This window comes from Streptomyces sp. Tu6071, from assembly GCF_000213055.1.
Taxonomy (GTDB): domain Bacteria; phylum Actinomycetota; class Actinomycetes; order Streptomycetales; family Streptomycetaceae; genus Streptomyces; species Streptomyces evansiae.
The window spans coordinates 3,668,041-3,691,681 of sequence record NZ_CM001165.1 but is presented as its reverse complement, the minus strand read 5'-3'; the positions used below and the strand labels follow the sequence as shown (position 1 = coordinate 3,691,681).

23 protein-coding genes are annotated in these 23,641 nt (G+C 73.5%); 12 read left to right on the top strand and 11 right to left on the bottom strand.

Annotated elements, in window-relative coordinates; genetic code table 11:
* Positions 1 to 64: 64 nt before the first annotated feature.
* Both metG and STTU_RS32470 read right to left on the bottom strand, forming a co-directional pair.
* The gene (gene metG, locus STTU_RS15210; RefSeq protein ID WP_007824342.1) at positions 65 to 1,777 is read right to left on the bottom strand and encodes a methionine--tRNA ligase; all 1,713 of its coding nucleotides are present in this window, start codon (positions 1,775 to 1,777) and stop codon (positions 65 to 67) included.
* A 241-nt stretch (positions 1,778 to 2,018) separates the two neighbouring features.
* Positions 2,019 to 3,575 carry a VWA domain-containing protein gene (locus tag STTU_RS32470; RefSeq protein ID WP_007824340.1) on the bottom strand — a complete coding sequence of 519 codons (1,557 nt, stop codon included), beginning with the start codon at positions 3,573 to 3,575 and terminating at the stop codon, positions 2,019 to 2,021.
* Positions 3,576 to 3,833: 258 nt separating this feature from the next.
* On the opposite strand from STTU_RS32470, the gene STTU_RS15200 reads away from it, so the two are divergent.
* Positions 3,834 to 6,188: an LPXTG cell wall anchor domain-containing protein gene (locus STTU_RS15200; RefSeq protein ID WP_043255277.1), complete on the top strand. Its 2,355-nt coding sequence runs from the start codon at positions 3,834 to 3,836 to the stop codon at positions 6,186 to 6,188.
* Between the two features lie 178 nt (positions 6,189 to 6,366).
* Here STTU_RS15200 and STTU_RS15195 read toward each other — a convergent pair whose 3' ends face one another.
* Positions 6,367 to 7,191: an alpha/beta fold hydrolase gene (locus STTU_RS15195; protein WP_007824336.1), complete on the bottom strand. Its 825-nt coding sequence runs from the start codon at positions 7,189 to 7,191 to the stop codon at positions 6,367 to 6,369.
* 92 nt (positions 7,192 to 7,283) lie between these two features.
* Between STTU_RS15195 and STTU_RS15190 the strand changes: the two genes are divergently transcribed.
* Both STTU_RS15190 and STTU_RS15185 read left to right on the top strand, forming a co-directional pair.
* Positions 7,284 to 8,591 carry a PLP-dependent aminotransferase family protein gene (locus STTU_RS15190; RefSeq protein ID WP_007824335.1) on the top strand — a complete coding sequence of 436 codons (1,308 nt, stop codon included), beginning with the start codon at positions 7,284 to 7,286 and terminating at the stop codon, positions 8,589 to 8,591.
* A 97-nt stretch (positions 8,592 to 8,688) separates the two neighbouring features.
* Positions 8,689 to 9,699, top strand: coding sequence for a zinc-binding alcohol dehydrogenase family protein (locus STTU_RS15185; RefSeq protein ID WP_199785076.1), 1,011 nt, complete (start codon positions 8,689 to 8,691; stop codon positions 9,697 to 9,699).
* A gap of 20 nt (positions 9,700 to 9,719) precedes the next feature.
* On the opposite strand, the gene STTU_RS15180 is transcribed toward STTU_RS15185, so the two are convergent.
* Positions 9,720 to 10,484, bottom strand: coding sequence for an SDR family NAD(P)-dependent oxidoreductase (locus STTU_RS15180; protein ID WP_043255275.1), 765 nt, complete (start codon positions 10,482 to 10,484; stop codon positions 9,720 to 9,722).
* 119 nt (positions 10,485 to 10,603) lie between these two features.
* Between STTU_RS15180 and STTU_RS15175 the strand changes: the two genes are divergently transcribed.
* Positions 10,604 to 11,212, top strand: a complete 609-nt coding sequence (locus STTU_RS15175; RefSeq protein WP_007824332.1) for a TetR/AcrR family transcriptional regulator — start codon at positions 10,604 to 10,606, stop codon at positions 11,210 to 11,212.
* Positions 11,213 to 11,231: 19 nt separating this feature from the next.
* Complete coding sequence (locus STTU_RS15170; RefSeq protein ID WP_007824331.1) at positions 11,232 to 11,750, top strand: hypothetical protein; 519 nt, start codon at positions 11,232 to 11,234, stop codon at positions 11,748 to 11,750.
* Between the two features lie 100 nt (positions 11,751 to 11,850).
* Here STTU_RS15170 and STTU_RS15165 read toward each other — a convergent pair whose 3' ends face one another.
* Positions 11,851 to 12,498: a TetR/AcrR family transcriptional regulator gene (locus STTU_RS15165; protein WP_007824330.1), complete on the bottom strand. Its 648-nt coding sequence runs from the start codon at positions 12,496 to 12,498 to the stop codon at positions 11,851 to 11,853.
* Between the two features lie 178 nt (positions 12,499 to 12,676).
* Here STTU_RS15165 and STTU_RS15160 point away from each other — a divergent pair, with 178 nt between their 5' ends.
* Positions 12,677 to 13,837 carry an FAD-dependent oxidoreductase gene (locus STTU_RS15160; protein WP_007824328.1) on the top strand — a complete coding sequence of 387 codons (1,161 nt, stop codon included), beginning with the start codon at positions 12,677 to 12,679 and terminating at the stop codon, positions 13,835 to 13,837.
* A 51-nt stretch (positions 13,838 to 13,888) separates the two neighbouring features.
* On the opposite strand, the gene STTU_RS15155 is transcribed toward STTU_RS15160, so the two are convergent.
* Complete coding sequence (locus STTU_RS15155) at positions 13,889 to 14,662, bottom strand: glycosyltransferase family 2 protein (RefSeq protein WP_043255273.1); 774 nt, start codon at positions 14,660 to 14,662, stop codon at positions 13,889 to 13,891.
* Between STTU_RS15155 and STTU_RS34655 the strand changes: the two genes are divergently transcribed.
* On the top strand, positions 14,640 to 14,843 hold the full coding sequence (locus STTU_RS34655) for a hypothetical protein (RefSeq protein ID WP_199785099.1): 204 nt from the start codon (positions 14,640 to 14,642) through the stop codon (positions 14,841 to 14,843). The two genes, STTU_RS15155 and STTU_RS34655, sit on opposite strands and share 23 nt — an antisense overlap.
* 195 nt (positions 14,844 to 15,038) lie before the next feature.
* Here STTU_RS34655 and STTU_RS36080 read toward each other — a convergent pair whose 3' ends face one another.
* Complete coding sequence (locus STTU_RS36080; RefSeq protein ID WP_007824320.1) at positions 15,039 to 15,680, bottom strand: hypothetical protein; 642 nt, start codon at positions 15,678 to 15,680, stop codon at positions 15,039 to 15,041.
* A gap of 158 nt (positions 15,681 to 15,838) precedes the next feature.
* On the opposite strand from STTU_RS36080, the gene STTU_RS15140 reads away from it, so the two are divergent.
* The 3 genes from STTU_RS15140 to STTU_RS15135 all read left to right on the top strand — a co-directional run bounded on the left by STTU_RS15140 (position 15,839) and on the right by STTU_RS15135 (position 17,283).
* Entirely contained in the window at positions 15,839 to 16,798 is a 960-nt protein-coding gene (locus STTU_RS15140) for a helix-turn-helix domain-containing protein (RefSeq protein ID WP_007824318.1), read from the top strand.
* Positions 16,755 to 16,883 carry a DUF397 domain-containing protein gene (locus tag STTU_RS35460; protein WP_234009508.1) on the top strand — a complete coding sequence of 43 codons (129 nt, stop codon included), beginning with the start codon at positions 16,755 to 16,757 and terminating at the stop codon, positions 16,881 to 16,883. Before STTU_RS15140 ends, STTU_RS35460 begins: the two co-directional genes overlap by 44 nt.
* A gap of 85 nt (positions 16,884 to 16,968) precedes the next feature.
* Complete coding sequence (locus tag STTU_RS15135) at positions 16,969 to 17,283, top strand: DUF397 domain-containing protein (RefSeq protein WP_043255268.1); 315 nt, start codon at positions 16,969 to 16,971, stop codon at positions 17,281 to 17,283.
* Between the two features lie 87 nt (positions 17,284 to 17,370).
* On the opposite strand, the gene STTU_RS15130 is transcribed toward STTU_RS15135, so the two are convergent.
* The 4 genes from STTU_RS15130 to STTU_RS15115 all read right to left on the bottom strand — a co-directional run bounded on the left by STTU_RS15130 (position 17,371) and on the right by STTU_RS15115 (position 21,293).
* Complete coding sequence (locus STTU_RS15130; protein ID WP_007824313.1) at positions 17,371 to 18,261, bottom strand: alpha/beta fold hydrolase; 891 nt, start codon at positions 18,259 to 18,261, stop codon at positions 17,371 to 17,373.
* Positions 18,262 to 18,630: 369 nt separating this feature from the next.
* Positions 18,631 to 19,761: an SPFH domain-containing protein gene (locus STTU_RS15125; RefSeq protein WP_007824309.1), complete on the bottom strand. Its 1,131-nt coding sequence runs from the start codon at positions 19,759 to 19,761 to the stop codon at positions 18,631 to 18,633.
* Between the two features lie 27 nt (positions 19,762 to 19,788).
* The gene (locus STTU_RS15120) at positions 19,789 to 20,031 is read right to left on the bottom strand and encodes a hypothetical protein (RefSeq protein ID WP_009067445.1); all 243 of its coding nucleotides are present in this window, start codon (positions 20,029 to 20,031) and stop codon (positions 19,789 to 19,791) included.
* A 341-nt stretch (positions 20,032 to 20,372) separates the two neighbouring features.
* Positions 20,373 to 21,293 (bottom strand): DUF6008 family protein, encoded by a 921-nt coding sequence (locus tag STTU_RS15115; protein WP_234019239.1) that lies wholly within the window; start codon positions 21,291 to 21,293, stop codon positions 20,373 to 20,375.
* Between the two features lie 369 nt (positions 21,294 to 21,662).
* On the opposite strand from STTU_RS15115, the gene STTU_RS15110 reads away from it, so the two are divergent.
* On the top strand, positions 21,663 to 22,430 hold the full coding sequence (locus tag STTU_RS15110; RefSeq protein ID WP_043255264.1) for an NPP1 family protein: 768 nt from the start codon (positions 21,663 to 21,665) through the stop codon (positions 22,428 to 22,430).
* A gap of 148 nt (positions 22,431 to 22,578) precedes the next feature.
* Complete coding sequence (locus STTU_RS15105; protein ID WP_007824304.1) at positions 22,579 to 23,595, top strand: NAD(P)/FAD-dependent oxidoreductase; 1,017 nt, start codon at positions 22,579 to 22,581, stop codon at positions 23,593 to 23,595.
* Positions 23,596 to 23,641: the final 46 nt, after the last annotated feature.

The following is a 23,641-nucleotide window of genomic DNA, read 5'->3' as shown; positions in this document are numbered from 1 at the left end:
GGCCGGGGCCGCCACCCGTGACCGGGGTGGCGGCCCCGGCCGCGTCGGGGAGTCCTCGGCGTCGTCAGTCCTCCGCGCCGCCGAAGCGCTCCTTGAAGACCTCCAGGTCGTCGTCCGTCAGCTTCGCGAAGAGGACGGGCGGGACGATGAACGGCGTGCCGGCCGGGACCGCGTCCAGGGAGCGGGCCTCGGCCGCCGAGGTCCACGTGGCCTTGTCCGCGTCGAGCCGGAAGGCGGTCCGCATCGCCTTCGCCGTCGTCGGGACGAACGGCTCGGAGACGACCGCGTAGAGGTGGATCAGGTTCATCGCGGTCCGCAGGGTCAGCGCCGCCGCCTCCTGGTCCGTCTTGATCTCCAGCCAGGGGGCCTTCTCCTCCAGGTACGAGTTCCCCGCCGACCACAGCGCGCGCAGCGCCGCCGCCGCCTTGCGGAACTGGAGCGCCTCCATCTGCTCCTCGTACTCGGCGAGCAGCCGGGCGATCTCCTCGCCGAGCCGCGTCTCCGCCTCGCCCGCCGTCCCGCCCTCCGGCACCGCGTCGCCGAAGCGCTTGCGCGAGAAGGACAGGACGCGGTTGACGAAGTTGCCGAGCGTGTCCGCGAGGTCCTTGTTCACCGTGGCCTGGAAGTGCTCCCAGGTGAACGAGGTGTCGTCGGACTCCGGCGCGTTCGCCATCATGAAGTAGCGCCAGTAGTCGGCCGGGAGCAGTTCGAGCGCGTCGTGCGTGAAGACGCCCCGGCGCTGCGAGGTCGAGAACTTGCCGCCGTAGTAGTTGAGCCAGTTGAAGGACTTCAGGAAGTCCACGCGCTTCCACGGCTCGCGCGTCCCGATCTGCGTCGCCGGGAACATCACGGAGTGGAAGGGCACGTTGTCCTTGCCCATGAACTCCGTGTAGCGCACGTCGTCGGCCTCGTACCACCAGGACTTCCAGTCGCGGCCCTCCGGGGCGGTCTCGGCCCACTCGCGCGTCGCGCCGATGTACTCGATGGGCGCGTCGAACCACACGTAGAAGACCTTGCCCTCGGCGGCCAGTTCGGGCCACACGTCGGCCGGTACGGGCACGCCCCAGTCGAGGTCACGCGTGATCGCGCGGTCGTGCAGGCCCTCCGTGAGCCACTTGCGGGCGATCGACGAGGAGAGCTGCGGCCAGGAGTCGGCCGTCGCGTCGATCCACTTCTCGACCTCGCCCTGCAGCTTCGACTGGAGCAGGAAGAGGTGCTTGGTCTCGCGGACCTCCAGCTCCGTCGAGCCGCTGATCGCCGAGCGCGGGTTGATCAGGTCGGTCGGGTCCAGGACGCGCGTGCAGTTCTCGCACTGGTCGCCGCGCGCCTTGTCGTAACCGCAGTGCGGGCACGTGCCCTCGACGTAGCGGTCGGGCAGGAAGCGCCCGTCGACCGGCGAGTACACCTGCCGGATCGCGCGCTCCTCGATGAAGCCGTTCTCGTTGAGCTTGCGCGCGAAGTGCTGCGTGATCTCGCGGTTCTGCGCCGAGGAGGAGCGGCCGAAGTAGTCGAAGGCCAGCGAGAAGCCGTCGTAGACGGCCTTCTGCGCGTCGTGCGCGGTGGCGCAGAACTCCGCGACGGGCACGCCCTGCGCGGCGGCGGCCAGCTCGGCGGGGGTGCCGTGCTCGTCGGTCGCGCAGATGTAGAGCACCTCGTGGCCGCGCTGGCGCAGGTACCGCGCGTAGACGTCGGCCGGGAGCATGGACCCCACCATGTTGCCCAGGTGCTTGATCCCGTTGATGTACGGAAGGGCGCTGGTGATGAGGTGTCGAGCCATCGGGGGCTGCTCCCAAGTCGCTACGAGTCGCTACGGAAGGTGAGGGGCGGAGTATGTGCGGTGGGTGCGCCGGTCACCTGTTATCCCGGAAATCGTAGCCGAACGGGCGAGACGGGCTCCGGGGGTTTCTCTCCGTGGACAGGGCGGGGTGCCGCGGTGGTACGGGCGGGGGCGGCCCGGTCACGCACAGTGGCCGCGCCCCCGGGAGGAGGAGCGGCCACTGTGCGTCGTACCGGCGCGGTCAGCTCTGCGGGTGCCAGTCGGCGAGGAGCCCGCCGAGCACCTCGGCGTCGGTGAGTTCCTTCGGTACAGGGCCCGCGGGGAACCAGCCCGCGTTGGCCGCCCCGAGCCGCCGCAGGTAGTCGAAGTTCTTCGACTCCGTCTCGCCGAAGGAGACGAACTGCCAGCGCAGCTCGGGCTGTTCGGTCTCGGCCGCCTTGAGCGCCTGCGTCGCGGCGGTCCGTGCGTCCGGCGGTCCGTCCGTCTGGAAGACGACCAGGCCCGGCTCGCCCGCCGCCTCCTTCGCGTGCAGCGCGCGCACCTCCTCGATCGCCAGCGCGTAGTTGGTGCGGCCCATCCGCCCGGCACCCTCGTGGAGCCCGTCGACGACGCCCTCGTACGCGTCGAGTGTGAGCGTGCCCATGGCGTCGATCGCCGTCGAGAAGAAGACGAGCCGCACGACGGCCTCGGTGTCGAGGTGCGCCGCGAGCGCGAGCACCTGCTCGCCGAGCGCCTGCGCGCTGCCGTCCTTGTAGTACGGGCGCATCGAGCCCGAGCGGTCGAGCACGAGGTACACGCGGGCCCGCGTCCCGGTGAGCCCGGCCTTGCGCAGGGCGGCACCGGCGCTCTTGTGGGCGGGGGCCAGCTCGGGAGCGAGGCGCCTGACCCGGGCGGCGGGGACGGCGGGGGCGGCCTTGAGCGGCGCGGCCTCGGGGACGGGGACGGGCGCGGGGACGGCGTTCGGTGCGGGGACCGTCTCCGGCTCGGCGACGGCTGTCGGGCCCGGCAGGGTTTCCGGCTCGGCGACGGCTTCCGGCTGGGGGACGGCTTCCGGCTCGGGGATCGCGGTGGGTTCCGGCTCCGGGGTCGCTGCGGCAGGCTCGGGCCGCGGTGCGGGGGCGGGTTCCGGGACGGGCTCGACGGCCGGGGCGGGCGCGACGGGCTCGACGGCGGGGGCCGGCTCGACGGCCGCCTCGGGCTCGGCGTCGGCGGGGGCCTCCGGCTCGACGGCCTCCGGTACGGGCTCGGGCTCGACGGCCTGTGTGGCCTCCGGCTCCGGTACGGTCTCCGGCTTGGCCTCGGCGACCGGCTTGACCTCGGCCCCGGGCTCGCGCGCGGCGGGGTCCTCGGCCTCCGGCTCGGGCTCCGCGTCGCCCGTACCCCGTACCGCCTCCTTCTCCTCCGGCTCGCGCGTCCCCGCCCCCGCCTCCGGCGCCTCGGGCGCTTCCGCCTCCACCGGCTCCGCCGGGTGCGGGATCGTCGGGCGGTCCTGGGCGCGGTCGAAGGCCGCCGCCACGAGGTCGTCGGCGAGTGTGGCGTCGGTGGAGCGGCGTTGCTCGGGGAGCGGTTCGGGCTCGGGGCTCGGCGCGGTCCCGGTTTCACCCGTACGGGCGGCCGGGACGGTCGGGGCCGCGGGTTCCGCGTCCCGCGCGGGGGCCTCGTCGCGGGGCGCGGCCCCGGCGGTCTCCCCGTCTTCCGGCGCCCGCGGTGACTCCTGCGCCTGTGCCTCCGCCTCCGCCTCCGTCGGCTCCGCCTTCCGGCGTCCGAAAGCGTTCCGCAGCAGATCCAGAATGCCCATGCGCGCACCCCTTCGCGTCAGTTGGTTCACGGCTTGGTTCCCGGCGATCCGTGGCCAGGGCGGATACGTAAGGTTAGCCGCCCTCCGGGGCGGTCGGCGGAAGGGTCGCGGGCCTCGCGGAGGGCGTCACTCCGGTACCACCATGCCCGCATCTGTGTGATTTTCGGACGGTCCGTCGGTGTGCTTGCCGTACCGCTGTCCCCGCCTCCTGTCGCATACCGGCACGGCTGTGTCCGAGGAGACGACGTGAGGGTACGGATGACGAGGGACGTACGGGAGAGGCGCCTGCTCCGGCTGTGGGCCCTGTGGTGCGGGCTGCTGCTGGTGGCCGCCGGCGGGAGCGTTCCGGCGTACGGGGCGCAGCCGCGCGCGGCGCAGAACCCGCTGTCGGTCACGTACGTGGCACGGGACTGCCCGGCGTACAGCGACATCATGGCCAACAAGGCGCGCAACAACATCCAGGAGTCGTTGCGCGACCTCGGCCCGGACTCGAACTACACGAGCTCCGAGGCGGTCTCGGCGGCGAAGGAGGCGGCCGGTACCCCGCTCCCGCCCTGCGAGCCGCTCACCAACTGGACCTTCACCACCGGCAGGGGGATCACCGGTCCCACGGCGGCCACGCGGAACCTGAGCACGGTCACCGGCCCCGTCCGGCAGGACATCACGACCACCGCGAGCACCCCCGAGCTGGACGCGGCGGGCAACCCGACGGGCCGCACCCTTCAGGGCGCCGTCACCGTCCGGCTCACCGACGCCGAGAGCGCCGCGGTCGACGCCAACACCCTCTGGGCGCAGGGAGGTACGCCCGCCGAGCCGCTCAACGGCAAGCAGGAGCAGTACGGTTTCGGCGCGCTGCGCTGCGCGCAGGACTCCCTCAACGGCGACAACGTCGAGCACGTGTCCTTCCCGTCCGGCGCCCGGCACGTCTTCTGCTACTACTACGCGGTGACCCCACCGCCGGGCGCGGGCACGATCAAGGTCGTCAAGCACATCGACGGCGCGGGCCAGGGCGACTTCCGTGTGGACGGGAACCTCTCGTACGCCGACACCAACAACGACGGCGTCAACGACTTCGTCCTCTCCGCGTCGACCGGCAAGGACGCCTCGCAGACCTTCGTGCGCGGCGAGTCGGACATCGACAGCGATCCCTGGACCTTCCAGGAGCACCTGGCGCCCGGCAGCGGCTGGCAACTGGTCGGCAGCCCCGACTGCGCGGCCCGCGCGGCGGGCGGCGCTCCCGGTCGCAGCGAGATCAGGACCGATTCGGCGGGCAGGGTGGAGATCGGGCTCGTCGAGGGCGAGACGGTGACGTGCACGTACACCAACCGTCGCGGCGGCGGTGAGGGATTGCTCCAGAAGGAGACCCTCGGCGGGACGGGCACCTTCGACATCGACCTCGACGTCCCGCCGGGGGCGCCGCCCGTCGCGGTGAACCCGGTGACGACGACGCGGCCCGGCGTGCCCGAGACGGTGGCGCGGGCGCAGGAGGTCGTCACGGGCACGTACACGGCGGTCGAGCGCAAGCCCGCCCCGGACGGGCGCGGCACCTGGGAGCTGACGAGCGCGGTCTGCGACGGCGAGGAGATGCCGATCACGGACGCGGGCGACACCTGGCGGGTCGCGCACGAGGTCACGGCGGGCGAGAACCCGCACTGCCTGCTCACCAACACCTTCACCCCCGGTGGTGCCCTCGCGATCGAGAAGGTGACGCGGGGCGGTACGGGCACCTTCGGCTACGGCGTGACCCCGCACCCGGCCGTCACGGGGCCCGTGGACGGCGCCGCGCAGTACAAGGGTGAGGCGACGACGGAGGCGGCGGACACGGTCACCCCGGCGGTGCGCGAGGACGGCGGCCCCGGCCCCGTGGCGGACGGGCTGCGGGTGGACGACCGGCTGCGGTACACGGTGCAGGAGTACCTGCCCCCGGCGACGGACGCGGGCCGCTGGGTCCTGGAGTCGGTGGACTGCGGGGTGGCGCAGGACGGCGCGTTCCGGCCGGGCAGCTCCAGCGTGGAAGTGCGCCTGACGCCCGAACACCCCCGGCCGACCTGCCGTTTCGTCAACCGCTACGTGGCGGCGGGGACGGTCGACGTCATCAAGACGACGACCGACGACGAGGAGCTGCGCCCGGAGGCCGCGCGCCTCGTACTGAACTGTGCGGACGGTACGGAGGACGCCGTCGACGTCGCCCCGGGCGCGAGCGGCGGCAGCATCCCGCGGCACTCCTTCGACACGGCCACGACCTGCACGGTGACCGAGCCGCGCACGGGCGCGGCGGCGGACGCGAAGGTCGTGACGAGCGCGAGCGTGATGGTCGACGACGGGGAGCAGCGGCCGGTGGGCCTGGGGCAGCCCTTCGCGGTGCGGCCGGGGTCGCGGACGGTGTTCCGCGTGGCCAACGCCTTCACGGGCCCGTCGCCCTCGCCGTCCCCGTCCCCCTCGCCGTCCCCGAGCACCTCGCCGCCTCCGTCGCCGGGCCCCTCGGGAGAACTCCCGCACACGGGCGACGACGGGTCCTGGCTCGCCCCGACGGCCGGCCTCGCCTTCGCGTTGCTGCTCGGCGGCGGGGTGCTGCTGCGGTTGGCGTGGGTGCGGAGGCGGCGGTACGAGTGAGCGGTGAGGGCGGGGGAGGCGGACCGGTGCCCGGCCGGTGCGGAGGGTCCGTGACACCTCCGCGAGGTGAGTGAGCACTCACCCACCCTGCGGAGGTGTGGTCCGCGAGGTGAGTGAGCGCGTACCCACCTCGCGGAGGTGTGGTCGCGCGCACCTGTGGAGGCGTCCCCCCGCCCCCTCAGCGCGCCCCCGCCCCCGCACGCACCTCCGCGTCCAGCCAGTCCGAGACCAGCCCGCCGAAGCGTTCCGGGGCCTCCAGCGGGGGGAGGTGGGCCGTGCCCGGGACGATCTCCAGGCGGGCGTGCGGGAGGAGGCGGGCGAGGGCCCGCGCGGTGGGGACCGGGGTGTACGTGTCCTGTTCGCCCACCACGACCAGCGCGGGGCCGGTGAACCGGCTCAGTGCCTGGCGGTAGTCGGGACGCCGGGCCCGGCCGCGCAGGGCGGCGGCTGCTCCGGCGGGCGGTGTGCCGTGCATCATGCGGCGCACATGCGCCGTGACGGGGGACTCGGGCGGGGTCGCGGTCATCCTGGGGAGCGCCTCGGCCGTGTACGGGGCCATGCCCTCCCGTTCGAGCCGCGCCGCCAGCTCCACCCGGGCCCGTACGCCCTCCGGCGACTCCGCCTCCGGGGTCGTCCCCACGAGCAGCAACCCCCGCACCCGCGTCCCGAATCGCCGTACGCACTCCATCGCGATCTGACCCCCCATCGACAGCCCGCCGAGCACGAAGTCCCCGATCCCGCGCGCGTCGAGCAGCAGGGCGAGGTCGGCCGCGAAGGTCGCGAACTCGACCGTCCCCGGGGTGACGTCGCTCTCGCCGTAGCCGCGCAGGTCGGGTACGAGGACGCGGCGGCGCGGCGCGAGGCGTTCGCGCAGCGGGGTCCAGAGGGTGCGGTCGAAGGGGGTGCCGTGGAGGAGGACGAGGGGGAGCGGGCCGCCGGGGGCGGGGCCGTCGTCGTCGTGGGCGAGGGCGATGGGGGGCGGCGTGAGCTGCGGGGATGTCATGCCGGGGACGTTAGGGACGGTCCGGGGGGCGGTGCAATCATGGGGATTGTTCTCGGTGCGATCGCGCGCCCGCGAGACCCGGAAGGCCGCTCATGGACGAGTACCTGCGCCACGCCCACGTCCTCGCGAGCCGCATCCTCTCCGGCCGCCTCCGCCCCGGCGACCGCCTCCCGCCGCAGCGCGTCTACGCGCGGGAGCGGGGCATCGCCGCCTCCACCGCCGCCCGCGTGTACGGGGAGCTGCGGCGGCGCGGGCTCGTCGTGGGCGAGGTCGGGCGCGGGACGTACGTACGGGCCGCGCCGCCCGGTGCCGGAGCCGCCGCGCTCACCGCCGCGCCGCCCGGGGCCGCCCCCGCCGACCTCGAACTCACCTATCCCGCGACTCCCGGCCAGCCCGCGGCACTTGCCGCCTCGCTCGCCCCGCTCCTGCGCCCCGACGTACTCGCCCGCGCGACGGCGCCCGTCTCGCCGCGCGGGACGCGGGCCGCGCGCGAGGCGGCTGCCCGGCTCTTCGGCGCGGCAGGGGACCCGGAGCGCGTGCTGTTCGCGGGGAACGGGCGGCAGGCGCTCGCTGCCGCGTTCACGTGCGCCGTCCCGCGCGGCGGCAGGATCGGCGTCGAGGCGCTCACGTATCCGCTGCTCAAGGGGATGGCGGAGCGGCTCGGGCGGGTCCTCGTCCCGCTGCCGCTCGACGAGCACGGGATCGTGCCCGCCGCCCTCGCCGCCGAGCGGCCCGACGCGCTCTCTTTCCAGCCGACCCTGCACAACCCCACGGGCCGCACCACGCCACCGGAGCGGCGGGCCGAACTCGCGGACGTGGCGGCGCGGTTGCGTATCCCCGTCGTCGAGGACCGGGTGTGGTCCTTCCTCGCCGATCCGGATGCGGAGCGGGTGTTCGCCGCGCTCGCGCCGGAGCGCACGTACGTCGTCGAGAGCCTGTCCAAGCGGGTCGCTCCGGGGCTCACGGTGGGCGTGCTGCTCGTCCCCGAGGGCCGGGCCGAGTGGGCCGAGAACGCGCTGCGGGAGGGGAGCTGGGCGGCGGGCGGCTTCGCCGTGGAGGCGGCGGCGCGGGTCCTCGCGGACGGTACGGCGGCCCGGCTCGCGGCGGGCAAACGAGCGGACGCGGCCCGGCGCCAAGCCGTCGCCGCCGAGGAACTGCCCCGCACCGAGGCGCACACCAGCAGCTACTTCACCTGGTGGCACCTCCCCGCCCCCTGGCGCGCCGAGCCCTTCACCGCCGCCGCCCGCGCCTCCGGCATCGCCGTCACCACCGGCCCCACCTTCGCGATCCCCCCGTACACCTCCCCCCACACCCTCCGCCTCGGACTCGCGGCCCTCCCCCTCCCCGCCCTCCGCACCACCCTCCGCACCCTCGCGACCCTGGCCGCGGCGCCGCCCTGACCCCGGGCCCCGCCCCCCCCGTTTGCGCCGCCCCCTCGCCCCGCGCACGCTGGAAAAGGCCGTCCGCCCCAGTCACTCCGGGGGTCCCATGCCCACCATGCGCGCCTGGTCGCTCGTCGAGCCCGCTCCCGTCGAGTCCCGTCCGCTGCGGCTCGTCGAGAAGCCCGTTCCCAGCCCCGCCCCCGCCGAACTCCTCGTGCATGTCCGCACGTGCGGGGTCTGCCGCACCGATCTGCACGTCGCCGAGGGGGATCTTCCGCCGCACAAGGAGCACGTCACCCCTGGCCACGAGGTCGTCGGGGACGTCGCCGCGCTCGGGGCGGAGGTCTCGGGCTTCGAGGTCGGCGAGCGCGTCGGGGTCGCCTGGCTGCGCTCCACGGACGGTACGTGCCGCTACTGCCGTCGCCGGGCGGAGAACCTGTGCCCGGCCTCCCGGTACACCGGCTGGGACGCGGACGGCGGTTACGCCGAGTACACGACCGTGCCCGCCGACTTCGCGTACCGCCTGCCCACCGCCGTCGAGGACGCCGCGCTCTCGCCGCTCCTGTGCGCCGGCATCATCGGCTACCGCGCGCTGCTGCGCACGGACCTGCCCGAGGGCGGGCGCCTCGGGCTGTACGGGTACGGGGGCAGCGCCCACCTGTGCGCCCAGCTCGCCCGTGCCCAGGGCGCCCGCGTCCACGTCCTCACGCGCGGCGAGGCCGCGCAGGCGCTCGCGCGGGAACTCGGCGCCGTGTCGGTCGGCGGCGCCCACGACGCCCCCGCCGAACCGCTGGACGGCGCGATCCTCTTCGCCCCGGTCGGCGACCTCGTCCCCACGGCGCTCCGCGCCCTCGACCGCGGCGGCGTCCTCGCCGTCGCGGGCATCCACCTCAGCGACACGCCACCGCTCGACTACGAGCACGAGCTGTTCTACGAGAAGGAGTTGCGCAGCGTCACCTCCAACACCCGTGCCAACGGGCGGGAGTTCCTGCGCCTCGCCGAGCTGTACGACGTGCGCTCGACCGTCCACCCGTACCCCATGTCCCGCGCCCCCGAAGCCCTCGCCGACCTCAAGGCGGGCCGCTTCGACGGGGCGGCGGTGCTGGTCAACGACCTTAGTGAGTAGCGCACTTCACACCTGCCTCCTCACACCTGGTTCTCGCCCCCGTCCACGTACAGGTTCGCCCCGAGCACGAAGCTGCTCCGCGCCGAGGCGAGGAAGACGACCGCGTCCGCGACCTCCTCGGGCCGTCCGATCCGGCCGAGCGGCGTCGCCCCGGCGAACCGCGCCCGCACCGCGGCCGGATCGGCGTCCCCCGCGGCGACCGCGTCGAGGCCCGGCGTGTCGATCGTGCCGGGCGAGACGGCGTTGACGCGGACGCCGCGCCCCTTCAGCTCGTTGGCCCACGTCCGCGCGAAGGAGCGGAGAGCCGCCTTGGACGCCGCGTACGCGCCGAAGGCCGGGACGCCGTCGTCGGCCCGCACCGAGGAGTTGAGGATCACCGAGGCCCCGTCGTTGAGGAGCGGGAGCGCGCCCCGCACGGTGAGCACGGTGCCGCGCACGTTGGTGCCGAAGATCGCGTCGAGGTGTTCCCCGGTCGTCTCCTCCAGCGTCGCGAACGCCCCCGTGCCCGCGTTCGCGAAGACGACGTCGAGCCCCCGGCCCCGCGCGCGCACCGCCGCGTAGAGCCGGTCGACATCGGCGGCGCGGGACACGTCGCCGACCACCGCCGTGGCCCGCGCGGGCCCGATCGCCGCCACGGCCTCGTCGAGCGCGGCCTCGCGCCGCCCGGTGACGAAGACGTGCGCGCCCTCCTCCGCGAGCCGCTTGGCGCTCGCGAAGCCGATTCCCGTGCTGCCGCCCGTGACCAGGGCGGTCTTGCCCGCGAGCTGTCCCGCTTCCGTGCTCATCACCGATGACCTCCTCATTTTTCAGTACCGATCGGTACTGAATGCGTGCCGAGGGGGACCGTAACACATCTGTACCGACCGGTTCGCAATGCGCGGGGTCCGGGGCTAGGCTCGGGGACATGGAGAAGACGCGAGCGAAGGCCCCTCTCGGCCGCCCCCGGGGCTTCGACGCCGAGGAGGCGCTCGAACGCGCCATGCGGGTCTTCTGGGAGAAGGGCTACGAGGGCGCGGGCCTCAGCGACCTCACCGAGGCGATGGGTATCACCCGCACGAGCATGTACGCGGCCTTCGGCAACAAGGAGGCGCTGTTCCGCAAGGCCCTGGAGCGCTACACGCGGGGCCCGGCCTCGTACGCGGCGCGCGCCGTGGGTGAGACGACGGCGCGGGAGGTCGCCGAGGCGTTCCTCGCCGGGGCGGTGGGGGCCACGACGAGCCCCGGCCGCCCGGCGGGCTGCCTCGGCGTGCAGGGCGCCCTGGCCACGGGCGAGCCCGGCCGCCCGGCCCGCGAGGCCCTGGCCGCGTGGCGCGAGGACGGCGTGACTCTCCTCCGCGACCGCTTCCGGCAGGCGGCCGGGGCGGGCGACCTGCCGCCCACGGCCGACCCCGGGACTCTCGCCCGCTACCTCATGACCGTGGCGAACGGCATCGCGGTGCAGGCGGCGGGAGGCGCGGGCCGGGAGGCCCTGGAAGAGGTGGCGGAGCTGGCCATGAGGGCATGGCCGTCGTAGGGGCCGTTAGCCTTCGCCCATGAATCGCGTCCTGATCGTCGGAATCACGGGCGCGGGCAAGTCCACGCTGGCCCGCGCGCTCGGCGAGCGCCTGCGTCTCCCGTACCACGAGATGGACGCGCTCTACTTCGACGGCCCCGGCTGGTCCGTCAACCCCCGCCTCGCACAGGACCTGGCCCGCCTCACGGCGGAGCCGGGCTGGGTCGTCGACTCGCTCGGCTATCCGGAGGTGCGGGACCTGCTGTGGACGCGCGCGGACACGGTGGTCTGGCTCGACTACCCTCGCCGTACGGTGCTGCCCCGCGTCCTCCGCCGCTCCTTCGCCCGCAGCCTGCGCCGCACGCCGCTGTACGGGGGGAACCGCGAGCGCTGGCGCGACTGGCTCACCGCCGACCACCCGGCCTGGTCCTCCTGGCGCGGCCACCAGGCCCGTCACCGCGAGATAGCCCGCCGCACGGCGGACCCCGCCTTCGCGCCCCTCCGCGTGCACCACTTCACGCGCCCCGCCGCGACGGCGGCATGGCTCGCGGCTGCCTGATCCCCGGCGCGTCCCGACGGGGCTCCCCGCCGGGTTTCGACCGGGCTCCCCACCGGCTCCCGACCGGGCCCCCGCCTGACCCCCTGTATCCCCTGTCGGGCTACCGGGCCCCCTCGGGCGCCCGCCACCCCTCCCGCAGCATCCCGAACAGCGCGTCCACAGCCGCCCCTTGGTCCGCCCGCCCCCGCGCGAGGACCGGCACCTCCAGCACGAACCGCGCCAGCGCGTCGCACGCCAGGTCCCCCGCCGGTACGCCGAACTCCTCCGCGAGCGCGGCGCTCAGCGTGTCCGTGTGCCGGACCCACATCCGCTCGGAGTAGGCGCGCAACGCCGGTGTCGAGTCGATGAGTTCGTGGAACTCCGCGTGCTGCGGGTGGCTCGTGTGCGGGAGCCACCTCTCGCGGACGTAGCGGTGCAGCGCGTCGACCACGGCCTCGCCCTCGTCCCGCTCGCGCACGGCCGCGACGAGGGAGGCGTCCGTGTGCTCCTCCTGGTCGAAGACGAGCGCCTCCTTGCCGCCGGGGAAGTGCTTGAAGACGGTCGTCGGCGAGACGTCCGCCTCCTCGGCGACGTCGCGCACGCTCACGTGCTCGTACCCGCGCTCCAGGAAGAGCCGCAGCGCGGCATCGGCGATGGACTGCCGCGTCGCGGCCTTCTTCCGCTCACGGCGGCCGGGGGCGGGGCGGGCGGGCGCGGACCGGGCGGTCGGGGTGCCGCCGGTCGCGGGGCGGGCGGGGGTCTCGGTCATGCCACCAGGCTACCCGCCCGGTGGTACGAGGAAATAAGTGGAACGCAGTCAAAAGTTTGCGCGTACCACTTTTCGTGGCTACGGTGGTGGCACGGGCCGGGTCGAGCACGAAGCCGTGGCGAGAGCCGCGCGCAGCTCCCCGCCCTCCCCACCCACCACCTCCCCCAAGGAGCCCGCCATGTCCACACCCACACCCACACCCGACCCCACCGCCACCGCCCCCCGCATCGCCGTCATCGGCGCGGGCCCCGGCGGTCTCACCTGCGCCCGCGTCCTCCAGCGCCACGGCGTCCCCGTCACGGTGTACGACCGCGAGGCGGGCCGCGAGGCGCGTGACCAGGGCGGCACGCTCGACCTCCACGCCGACAACGGGCAGGTCGCGCTGAAGGCCGCCGGCCTGCTGGACGCGTTCTTCGCGAAGGCCCGCCCGGAGGGCCAGGAGATGCGCACGTACGAGGCGAGGAGCGGCGCGCTCACGGGGCGGCACGTGCCCGAGCCCGACGAGATGTTCAAGCCGGAGATCGACCGGGGCGTCCTGCGCGACCTGCTCCTCGACTCGCTCGCCCCCGGCACGGTCCGCTGGGGCCACGCGCTCGCGGCCGTCGAGGGCCCGGCCGAAGGGCCTCGTACGCTGCGCTTCGCGGACGGCACGACGGCCGTCGCCGACCTCGTGATCGGCGCGGACGGCGCGTGGTCGAAGGTGCGCCGCGCGCTGTCGGGAGCGCTGCCCGCGTACAGCGGGGTGACGTTCCTGGAGGCGTGGTTCGACGACGTCGACAACCGCCACCCGGAACTCGCCGCGCTCGTCGGGCAGGGCGGCGCGCACGCGGCGGACGGCGGGCGCGCGATGTTCGCGCAGCGCAACGGCGGCGACCACATCCGCGTCTACCTGATCCGCCGTGTACCGGCCGACTGGCTCGCGGCGCGCGGCCTCACCACGGCCGACACGGAGGCGATCCGGGCGCTGCTCCTGGCGGAGTACGCCGACTGGAGCCCCGCCCTGCGCCGCGTCCTCACGGACAACGACGGCCCCTACGTGGACCGCCCGATCCACGCGCTCCCGGTCCCCCACACCTGGACCACCCAGCCCACCGCGACCCTGCTGGGCGACGCGGCCCACCTGATGCCGCCCCTGGGAGTGGGCGTCAACCTGGCCATGCTGGACGCGGCCGATCTGGCCCTCGCCCTCGCGACCGCCCCGACCCCGGCGGAGGCGGTCACCGCCTACGAGTCGACGATGCGCCCCCGCTCCGAGGAGATCGCCGCCCAACTCCACGGAGCGGCAACGGGCCTCCTGGAGGCCGGGGAGGGCCTTGATGCCCACCAGCACCACGGCTGACCACCGCGAGGCGGCCCCGCACGGTGGCGCTTCGGGCCGCTGGACGCGCGGCTAGATGCGCGACTTGCGGACCGAGTTCCAGGCCGCTCCGGCGAGGGCGCGGGCCGACCTCGGGACCGAGAGGTGTTCGTGCTCGCGGTAGAGGGCCCAGTTGAAGGGGATCAGGGCGAGCTTGTTGGAGGAGAGCGAGCCGGCCTGGTGGGCGCGGTAGACGGCCAGGGGTTCGCGCAGGGCGCGGGCGTCGTGGCCGTCGCGCATGATCGAGAGCCACAGGCCGTAGTCCTGGCGCTTGGGCATGTCCGGCATCAGGCGGGTGCCGAGCGCGTCGCGGTCGTACATGGCGGTGAGGGCGCCGATGTGGTCCTGGACGAGCATGTCGCGGTAGTTCACGTGCTCCGGGGCCCACACCACGCGCCCGTTGGGCTCGAAGTCGGCCGCCTCGCCCGCGTGCTCGGCCTCCATCTTGTAGTACGACGTGAACGTCAGCGGCGTACCGGCCGTCGCGGCGAAGGCGACCTGCTTCTCCAGCTTCGTCGGCAGCCACATGTCGTCGCTGTCGAGGAACGCCACGTAGTCGCCCTTCGCCCGCGAGATCGCGAGGTTGCGCGCCTTCGCCGCGCCGCCCTGCTGGGCCGCCGCCTCCGGCAGGACCCGCTCGTCCTGCCGGGCCAGCTCCCGCAGCAGCTCCATGGAGCCGTCCGAGGACGCGTCGTCGGTGATCAGCAACTCGACATCGGCGTGCGTCTGCCCCAGCACCGACCGCACGGCGGGCCCGAGCGTGGCCGCCGCGTTGTGTACCGGCATGATCACAGAAACCAGGGGCACGGCCGTGCTCCTCACTCAGAGCGGAATCGACATCGACGTGGTCGTCTTCGAACAAGGCTACGTGGCCCCGCCGCCCGCCGTACGCGCGGCCTTCGCGAGCCCGGGCCGCTGGGCTGCCCGTAACTCCGGGATCGGCTCGCTGGACGCCGCCGAGCTCGGGCTTCGCCTCCTCGTGGGGTAGCGGGGGCGCGAGTGCGGCGGCCCCGATCCGGTCCTCACGGCCTCCGCGGTGGGGGGCCGTCGTGGGTCGCCGCTCGGTGGCGGGCCAGCAGGACGCGGTAGTCCGTCGCCGCGCTGTGGTCGAAGACCGCCCGCGCTCTCCGCTCCCGCTCCGCCAACTCCGCGCAGCGAACGCACACTTCGCCCTCCTCCGCCCTCACAGCCTGTCCCCCCTGCTCCTCGCGTTCGCGCGCGCCGTCCCGCCCCGCAACCTCTCCTCCGGACTCGCCGGCCGCACGTCCCCCGGCGCCACGCTCCACTCGCACCCGCCCCGCACCGGCCGCAGCCACCACTTCCCGCCCATCGCCCCCTGGAACTCAGCCACTTGGTCCCGCACCACGTCCACCACCAGCGCCCCCCGCTCCGGTGCCCCCACGTGCTGCGCCGCCACGTCCCGCTGCCGCGCCTGTGCGCCCCTGCTCACCACCGACGCGAGCCTCAGCGCCTCGTGCGCCTCCAATGCCTCAAGCCGCACTCCGGGCGTCTCCACCCGCGACCCGGCCCGCGTCACCTCCGTCTCCACCCCCGCCAGCCACAGCGCCCTGCGCAGCAGCCCCGCCGCCCGCTCCGCCTCCTCCCACGGGTCACCGAACGTCGTCGCCGGAGCGGGTGGCTCCAGCAGCAGCGCCAGATACGCCGCCACCTCCGGCCGCAACGGCCCGCAGAACACCACTTCCCGCCCCTCCTCTTCCGCCAGACTGACGGGCACGTCGAACCCTCGCGCCAGCAACGCGAGATGGAGCGAGGAGGCGCACTCCGTCGCGTCGGGCGGGGCGGGCGTTTCCGGTGTTGCCGTCATGACCGTGCATCCCTTGTGCGGTGGTACATCCTGATAAGAGAATTTCCTCAGCTACTGAGGGTGAGTACAGCGTCTCTGTGGGGTAGGTAGCAGCGCAATGGGTGACACGTGACACGGCGCGGCGTCACTGATCATCGGGGCAGCGAGAAAGGGCCCGCATGGCAAAGGTGAAGCGGCTCAGGAACGGCGAAGGAGCCGGTTCGGGGCGCTCGGGACCGGCGGTCTGGGGCCGCATGGAGGTCCACTTCCGCACGCAGGCCGGTGTCACACAGGCCGAGTTGGCGCGGGCGCTGAACGTGGAACGGTCCCTCGTCTCCAAGTTCGAGTCCGGCGACCGCGTCCCGGACTTGAAGCACGCGGAGGACGCGGACGCGTTTCTCGACGCGGGCGGGGCGCTGGTGGAACTGTGGAAGGAGACGGACTGGTATCCGGAGGTGGAGCACCCGGACTGGTTCAAGCGGCGAGCCGAGATGGACTCGGTGGCAACGGCGGTATACGAGTACGCGCGACTTACGCTCCCTGGCTTGCTCCAGATGCCTGAGTACGCGCTTGCGCTCTTCGGGCAGATCGAGATCGATGCCATAGCGGAGGAACGCATGAGGGCTCGCATGAGTCGGCAGTTGCGTTTCCAGCAGCAGGACGGCCCGACGCTCGTTGCGGTTCTAGACGAGAGTTGCCTGCGGAACACGGTGGGCAGTGCTGCTGTCATGCGTGACCAGTTGGCGTATCTCCTCACGGAGGGCGCTCGGCCTCATGTGCACATCTCCGTGGCACCAGCCACAGCAACTCACCTGGTTCCGCCGTCTACTTCGATGACGCTGCTGACCCTTCCCGACGGGGAGCGATGGGTCTATTCCGAGTCACTGGAACTTGGCCACTTCAACGGTGATCCGAAAGCTGTTGCCAAGCACTGCCAGACCTATGATGTGCTACGAGCCGACTGCCTGTCGGTTTCGGAGTCCGCAGCCCTGATCAGGGACGCGATGGAAAGGTACGACCGGGATGCCAAAGCAGAACCTCGGCCCGCTCGTGTGGGCCAAGAGCAGCTACAGCGAGAACAACGGCGGCAACTGCGTGGAAATCGCGTACGGGTTCCCCGGCCTCGTCCCCGTTCGTGACAGCAAGGTCGTGGACGGTCCTGTCGTGACCGTCGGCGCGGCGTCGTTTTCGGCCTTTCTTGAGGGTGTCGTCAAGTCCCGCTGACCTGACGGGCGTTGTTTGAGGGCCACTTCCTCGCGGGTACATCCGCGCCGAGGTGGCCTTCCGCGTACCCGAGGGGAGTTCCGGCGTGGCGATGTCCTGGAAGCGGAGCATTTACAGCGGCAACGACGGAGGAAACTGCGTCGAAGTCGGCTTCGACTGGCGCAAGTCGAGCTACAGCGAGAACAACGGCGGCGATTGCGCCGAGGTCGCCGCCCGGTGGCAGAAGTCCAGTCACAGCGGTACCAACGGCGGCGACTGCGTCGAGATCGGCTCCGTTCCCGCCTCCCCCCACATCCTCGTCCGCGACAGCAAGCGCGCCGCCGAGCCCGGCACCCCCGCCGTCGTCCACCTCGCCCCTGCCGCCTTCTCCGCGTTCCTGGCCGCTGTGTCGTCAACGTGAGGCCCGGTGCCGGGTCCCTCCTTCGGGCGGGAAAGCGGGGCGCCGACGTGGTCCCGCCGTCCCGCCCGGAGGGTCGGTCGCAGCAGCTCAGGCGGTCGGGCGCGGGGCCGTGTGGCGGGCCAGGGCCGTGATGAGCGTCGGCCAGAGTTCGCGCGGGCGGTCGTGGCCCATGTCGGGGACGAGGAGCAGGCGGGCGCCCGGGACGAGCTGGGCGGTGCGACGGCCGCCGCTCGGGTCGATCAGGGTGTCGTCGAGACCGTGGATCACCAGGGTGCGGACGGTGAGGGCGCGCAGGCCCGCCGCGCGGTCCCCGCTGAGGATCATCGCGCCGAGCTGCCGCGCCGTACCGGCCGGGCAGTGGCCGCGGTCGTACGCACGGGCCGCGAGCTCGCGCAGCGCCTTGACGTTCCCGTACCGCCGCGAGGCCCACACCAGCTCGCGGTCCGCCGAGGCGATGTAGCCCTCGCGGTCGCCCGGCCGCGGCGCGAAGAGCGCGGCCTGCGCCTCCGGCGTCGAGTCGCCGTAACCGGGCTCGCCCGTCGAGGACATCATCGAGGTGAGGCTCAGGACGCGGTCCGGGTGTTCGATCGCCATCGTCTGCGCGATCATGCCGCCCATCGAGGCGCCGACGACGTGCGCCCGCTCGACGCCGAGGTCGGTGAGGAGCCGCATCCCGTCCCCGGCCATGTCACCGAGCCGGTACGGGATCATCGCCTTCGCCGCCTCGATGTCCCGCGCGTTGACCGCCGCGACGAACTCCCCGAGGTCGACCGGGTACGCGTCGAACTTCGTCGAGAGGCCGCAGTCCCGGTTGTCGTACCTGATCACGTACCGGCCCTGAGCGGCCAGTTCGCGGCAGAGATCCTCATGCCAGGAGATCATCTGCGAACCGAAACCGGCGACGAGGAGGACAGCCGGATCGGCGGAGTCGCCGAAGGTGTCGTGGGCGAGGGAGACGGGGCGGGTGGTGGCGCTCATGGGGACAGCTTTTCAGGGGGGAGGGGGTGAGGGCATCCCGGTTCGGGTGGTTGGGGGGTGCGGAGGGGGCGGGCGTACGGGGACGAGGGCGGGCGTACGGGGGCGGGCGGCGGCCGAGCGCCTCCGAGCGGGGAGCCGAGGAACCCGCGCGGCGGGGGGCGGGGGGCTAGGCGTACGGCCGGGGGAACGGCTAGGCGTACGGCCGGGGGAACGGCTAGGCGTACGGCTGGGCGTACGGCCAGGCGCCACGGCCGGGCGAGCGCGGGCGGCGGCTCGTGGACGGGGCCGCCCACGCGTTCCCCGCTGCCGCGTTCCCCCGGCTCCGCGTTCCCCGCCGCCGCGTTCCCCGGCTCCGCTGCGGGGCGTCCGTCAGGTGATGTCGATGGCCGTGCCGGGGCGGGGTGTCTCCTCGCGGTCCTCGGTGGCGCTCAGGTTGCCCCGGACCGAGTCGAGGATGGTCAGGCCCTGGCTCACCAGACCGGCCGCGATCTCGCCGAGGCCGTCCGCGCCGTTGAGGACGTTGACGTTGGCGCCCGAGAGGCCGCCCGCCGCCTCCTTGACGATCATCGGGAGCTGGTCGATCAGCATCCGGTCCAGCGCCACCCGGTCGTTCGACGCCGCCGCCTCCGCCTGGACGCGCATCCGCTCCGCCTCGGCCTGCGCCACGAGCCTGATCCGCTCCGCCTCCGCCTGCGCGGGCTTGACCACCTCGGCCACGAGCTGTTCCTCGCGCAACTTCGCCTGCCGCTGCGCCAGTTCCGTCTGCGCGGCGAGCACCTCCTGCTGCGCGTGGGCCAGCGCGAGCGGCCCGGCCTGCTCCGCCTCGGCGCGGGCCTGGTCGACCTCCGCGTTGTACTTGGCCTGCACGATCGCCGTCTCGCGCGCGTACTCGGCCTGCTTGCGCGTCGCCTCCTGCTGCGCCTGGGCCGCCGCCTGCGTGGCCTGCGCCTGCGCGATCTGGGCTGCGCGCTGGATGTTCGCCTTGTGCGGCGCGGACATCGCCTCGATGTACCCCGTGTCGCCGTCGTCGATCGACTGGATCTGGAGGGAGTCGACGTGCAGCCCGATCGAGGCCATCTCCGACTTCGAGGTGTCCAGCACCTCGGTCGCGAGCTTCTGGCGCTCGGTGACGATCTCCTCGACGGTCATCGAGCCGATGATGCTGCGCAGGTGGCCCGCGAAGATCCGGCCGGTGAGGACCGACATCTGCTCCTGGTCGGAGAGGAAACGCTGACCGGCGTTGACGATCGACTCGACGTCGTTGCCGACCTTGAAGGCGATGACCGCGCGCACGGTGAGCGCGATGCCCTGGCGCGTCACGCACTTCTCGACCACCTCGGACTCGGCCATCGCGAGCGAGAGGAAGCGGGACTTGCGGATGATGGGCAGCACGAGCTTGCCGTGCCCGGTCACGACGCGGAAGGGCGCGCCGCCCAGTCCGCGCTTGCCGCCCGAGATGAGCATGGCCTGGTCGGGCGCTGGTACGCGGTAGCCGAACATACGGTGATTCCCCCCTAGTTGGGTGGTCTAGGGGTGCGGGCCGAGGAGACCGTCGAGCGGGTCCTCCCAGGGCACCACGTCGATCTGCCGCGTACCGCGCGAGCCGACGACGAGGACGCGGGTACCGCGTGGGATCGGCGCCTCGGACCAGGCGAGGAACAACTCCCGCCCGCCGCGCACCTCCGCGAGCACTTCCCCGGGCCCCGCGGAACCCCGCGTGGCCACGACGACTTCCCCCGTACAGCCGAGCACCGCGTCATCCGACGCCAACGAACCGTCCCCCGGACCGTTCCGATACGAACGGGTGCAGGGTAGGACGCCGGATGCGCGGTCACCATCCCGGTTGCACCATGAACGGCCCATGAACGGATCATGTTTCGGGGACGAGGGCGGGGCGGTGCTGGTCGGAGCGCGGGTTCTCGGATCGAAGCGGTGGGCTCCCGGACCGGGCGCCTACGGCACGGGGCGCGGTCCTACGGCACGGGGCGTGGCCCTACGGCACGGGGCGTGGCCCTACGGCACGGCGCGCGGCCTGTGGCGCGAGGCGCGGCCCTGTGGCGCGGGGCGCGGGGCCCGGGAGCCGCACGGGACGTACGGGCGGCGGGGCACCGTCAGAGGTGCTTCGCCGGTGCGAGTACGCGCGAGGGGTCGTCCGCGTGCGAGGGCTCCTCTTCCCCGTGCGGGGAGCCGTCCGCGTGCGCGAGCACGTCTTCCGTGTGTGCGGAGGCGTCGGCCCGCGAGAGGTCGTCATCCGCGTGCGCGGGGTCGTCCTCCCCGTGCGGGGAGAGGGGTTCGGACACGTCCGCGGTGGCCGCGACGTCCCCGGGCTCCACGAGGCCGTAGCTCTCCCTGACCCTCCGCTTCTCCTTCCAGAGGTGGTAGACGGCGGTCACGAGGATGAACGTGCCGACCAGGTTGGCCACGAAGTGCCACCACACCCGGTACGTCACCAGCGCCGGGCCGGGCTCGATGGCACCGAACCACGTGGACAGGCCGATGGCCCGGCTCGCGCCGAACGCCACGGAGAGGGTCAGGGCGACGTGTTCGAGGCCGTGGATGCCCTGCATCCAGACGCCCATCCGGGCCCACTTGCGCGCTTTCAGCTCTCCGGTGACCCGGTGGGTGATCTGCACGACGCCGACGAGCCCGGCGAGGAACATGAAGTTCCCCGTCAGATGCAGGATCTCCATGCCGAGGGCGGGCTTGCTGGAGTCGACCTGGCCCAGGCCGCGCGAGAAGCTCTCGGCCCACGGCGTCATCCACGCGGGGGCGTACGGGTGGGCGACCCAGTAACCGGCCTGCGTGACGTGCTCCTGGAAATGCCCGAGCTGGCTCACGACGCCGACGCCGATGAGCGCGACGGCGAGCTTGTACATCCACGGCCGGACCGCGCGCCGGTTCCCGACCGCCAGCACGACGACGGCGGCCCACATCGCGGCGGTCCAGCCGATGAAGAGGACGGCGCCCAGGGTGTCCACCGTCGAGACGGTGGGTCCCATGCCGGGCATCCCCGGCATGCCTGAGTGATCCATAGGAGGTTCCTTCCCTGGTGTCCCCCCACCGCACCGCCGCACTCGGAGGGCGTGGAGGAACGCGGTTTGTGAGAAAGGGACTTCGTCTCGTGCCGAGGCACGAGCCGGTCGGCGCATCCCGTACAGAAGGCTGCTCCGGAAAAACCCTGACGGCCTCTTCCTCCATGCTGAAAAACCGGTGGCCGCCGGGGCCGTACGCCGTGGGAGAGAGCGAAGTGCGGCGTGGGGCGCCCGGGACGTTCCGGCGCGGGCCCCGACCGGTTGCCCGGCCGTCATGTGCCGGTCCCCGCACGGTGGTTGCGACGCCGTCCGCGTGTGAATAACTCCCCTTGCAGACCCCACACTTCTGCTCGTCCAAGGGAGAATCGCGTGCCCCACCTCACGAGACGCCTCGCCACCCTCGCCGCGCTCAGCGCCGTCACCGTCCTCGCAGCCGCCGGTACCGCGCTCGCCGATCCGCCCGGCGCGCTGCCCGAGAACGCGAGCGCCCTGGAGAAGACGTACGAACCGGCCTACGACTACGACAAGGACGGCTGCTACGCCAGCACCGCGATCGGCCCGGACGGCACGCTCAACGGCGGGCTGAAGCTCGGCGGCGACGTCAACGGCCAGTGCAGGGACGCCTCCGACCTGGACAACGTCAACGTCTACGCCCGCACGAAGTGCGACAACGACTGGTGCGCCATCGTCTACGCCTCGTACTTCGAGAAGGACCAGGCCGCGCTCGGGCCGGGCAGCGCGGGCCACCGGCACGACTGGGAGCACAACGTGGTGTGGGTGCACGAGGACCGCGTCGCGTACGTGTCGACCTCGCAGCACGGCGGCTTCGCCGTCCACGCCGCCGACAGCCTCCCCTTCGACGGCACCCACGCCAAGGTCGTCTACCACAAGGACGGCATCAGCACGCACTGCTTCCGCGCCGCCAAGAACAACGGCGGCGACGAGCCGCCCGAGAACCACAAGGGCACGTGGCAGCGCCCGCCCGTCGTCGGCTGGGACGGCTACCCGTCCGGCATCCGCGAGAAGCTGACCGCCGCCGACTTCGGCTCGGCCCTCCTCGGCATCCGCGACGACACCTTCGCGAGCCACCTCCAGAAGGCGCTGCCGGCGGGCATCCCCTTCGACCCGTACGCGTAAGGAGCGGGGGCGGGGCGAAGGACTGATCCGGCGCGCCCGCCCGCCGCCCCGGCGCGGGACGCGGGTCCCGCTCCTTTGCCGGGGCGGCAAACATGTTTGCCTCTCGCGCCGAGGCTGCCGCACGGTGGCGGCAAGGCAATGAGAGGCGGTGGTCGTGATGACCGGGGTACGGGAGCGGTACGACGTCGTGGTCGTGGGCGGTGGGCCCGCCGGGCTCGGTGGGGCGCTCACGCTGGCGCGGGCGCGGCGCTCCGTGCTCGTCGTGGACGCCGGCGAGCCGCGCAACGCGCCCGCCGAGGGCGCGCACGGGGTGCTCGGGCTGGAGGGCATCAAGCCCACCGAGCTGCTGCGGCGCGGGCGCGCGGAGGTGCGCGGGTACGGGGGCGAGGTCGTCGCGGGCGAGGTGCTGGACGTGACGCGGGACCGTGAGGGGTTCGCGGTGGCGTGCGCGGACGGGACGACCGTCCGGGCGCGCGCCGTGCTCGTCGCGAGCGGGCTCGTCGACGGCCTGCCGGAGGTGCCGGGGCTGCGGGAGCACTGGGGCGGGGACGTCGTGCACTGCCCGTACTGCCACGGCTGGGAGGTGCGCGAGCGGGCGATCGGCGTGCTCGGCACGGGGCCGATGTCGCTGCACCAGGTGAAGCTCTTCCGGCAGTGGACCGACGACCTCGTCTACTTCCCGGACCGTCAGCCGGTGCCCGAGGACGAGTGGATCGCCGCGCGCGGCATCCGCGTCGTGCCGGGAGAGGTCGCGGGCGTCGAGAGCGACGCGGAGGGGCGGCTGAGCGGCGTACGGATGGCGGACAGAACGTTCGTTCCGCGCCAGGCGCTCGCGGTCGCGACCCGTATGGAAGCCCGCGCCGGCTTCCTCACCGGCCTCGGTCTCGCCCCCGTACCGCACCCCTCCGGCATGGGCACCCACCTCCCCGCCGAGCCCACCGGCCGCACCGAGGTCCCGGGCCTGTGGATCGCGGGCAACGCGAGCGACCTCTCGGCTCAGGTCGGGGCCTCGGCGGCGGCGGGCGTCCTCGCGGCGGCCCAGCTCAACATGGAACTGGTCGAGGCCGACACGGAGCGGGCGCTGACGGCCCACCGCGCCCGCGAGGTGTTCTCGCCGGAGTCGGAGGCACGGGTGAGCGCGGTGGTACGGGGGAGCGAGGGCTGAGCCGCGCGCGGACGGCGGGGGCGGTCCCGCTCGCCCGGCTGATGGC

Bases quoted from the DNA above. Each gene is read 5' to 3' on its own strand.
- STTU_RS15130 (WP_007824313.1), bottom strand. From the start codon at position 18,261: ATGAGCGCCACCACCCGCCCCGTCTCCCTCGCCCACGACACCTTCGGC.
- STTU_RS15160 (WP_007824328.1), top strand. From the start codon at position 12,677: ATGTCCACACCCACACCCACACCCGACCCCACCGCCACCGCCCCCCGC.
- STTU_RS15175 (WP_007824332.1), top strand. From the start codon at position 10,604: ATGGAGAAGACGCGAGCGAAGGCCCCTCTCGGCCGCCCCCGGGGCTTC.
- STTU_RS15140 (WP_007824318.1), top strand. From the start codon at position 15,839: ATGGCAAAGGTGAAGCGGCTCAGGAACGGCGAAGGAGCCGGTTCGGGG.
- STTU_RS15200 (WP_043255277.1), top strand. From the start codon at position 3,834: ATGACGAGGGACGTACGGGAGAGGCGCCTGCTCCGGCTGTGGGCCCTG.
- STTU_RS15185 (WP_199785076.1), top strand. From the start codon at position 8,689: ATGCGCGCCTGGTCGCTCGTCGAGCCCGCTCCCGTCGAGTCCCGTCCG.
- STTU_RS15180 (WP_043255275.1), bottom strand. From the start codon at position 10,484: ATGAGCACGGAAGCGGGACAGCTCGCGGGCAAGACCGCCCTGGTCACG.
- STTU_RS36080 (WP_007824320.1), bottom strand. From the start codon at position 15,680: ATGACGGCAACACCGGAAACGCCCGCCCCGCCCGACGCGACGGAGTGC.
- STTU_RS15165 (WP_007824330.1), bottom strand. From the start codon at position 12,498: ATGACCGAGACCCCCGCCCGCCCCGCGACCGGCGGCACCCCGACCGCC.
- STTU_RS15125 (WP_007824309.1), bottom strand. From the start codon at position 19,761: ATGTTCGGCTACCGCGTACCAGCGCCCGACCAGGCCATGCTCATCTCG.
- STTU_RS15115 (WP_234019239.1), bottom strand. From the start codon at position 21,293: ATGGATCACTCAGGCATGCCGGGGATGCCCGGCATGGGACCCACCGTC.
- metG (WP_007824342.1), bottom strand. From the start codon at position 1,777: ATGGCTCGACACCTCATCACCAGCGCCCTTCCGTACATCAACGGGATC.
- STTU_RS32470 (WP_007824340.1), bottom strand. From the start codon at position 3,575: ATGGGCATTCTGGATCTGCTGCGGAACGCTTTCGGACGCCGGAAGGCG.
- STTU_RS34655 (WP_199785099.1), top strand. From the start codon at position 14,640: ATGATCACAGAAACCAGGGGCACGGCCGTGCTCCTCACTCAGAGCGGA.
- STTU_RS15170 (WP_007824331.1), top strand. From the start codon at position 11,232: ATGAATCGCGTCCTGATCGTCGGAATCACGGGCGCGGGCAAGTCCACG.
- STTU_RS15195 (WP_007824336.1), bottom strand. From the start codon at position 7,191: ATGACATCCCCGCAGCTCACGCCGCCCCCCATCGCCCTCGCCCACGAC.
- STTU_RS15190 (WP_007824335.1), top strand. From the start codon at position 7,284: ATGGACGAGTACCTGCGCCACGCCCACGTCCTCGCGAGCCGCATCCTC.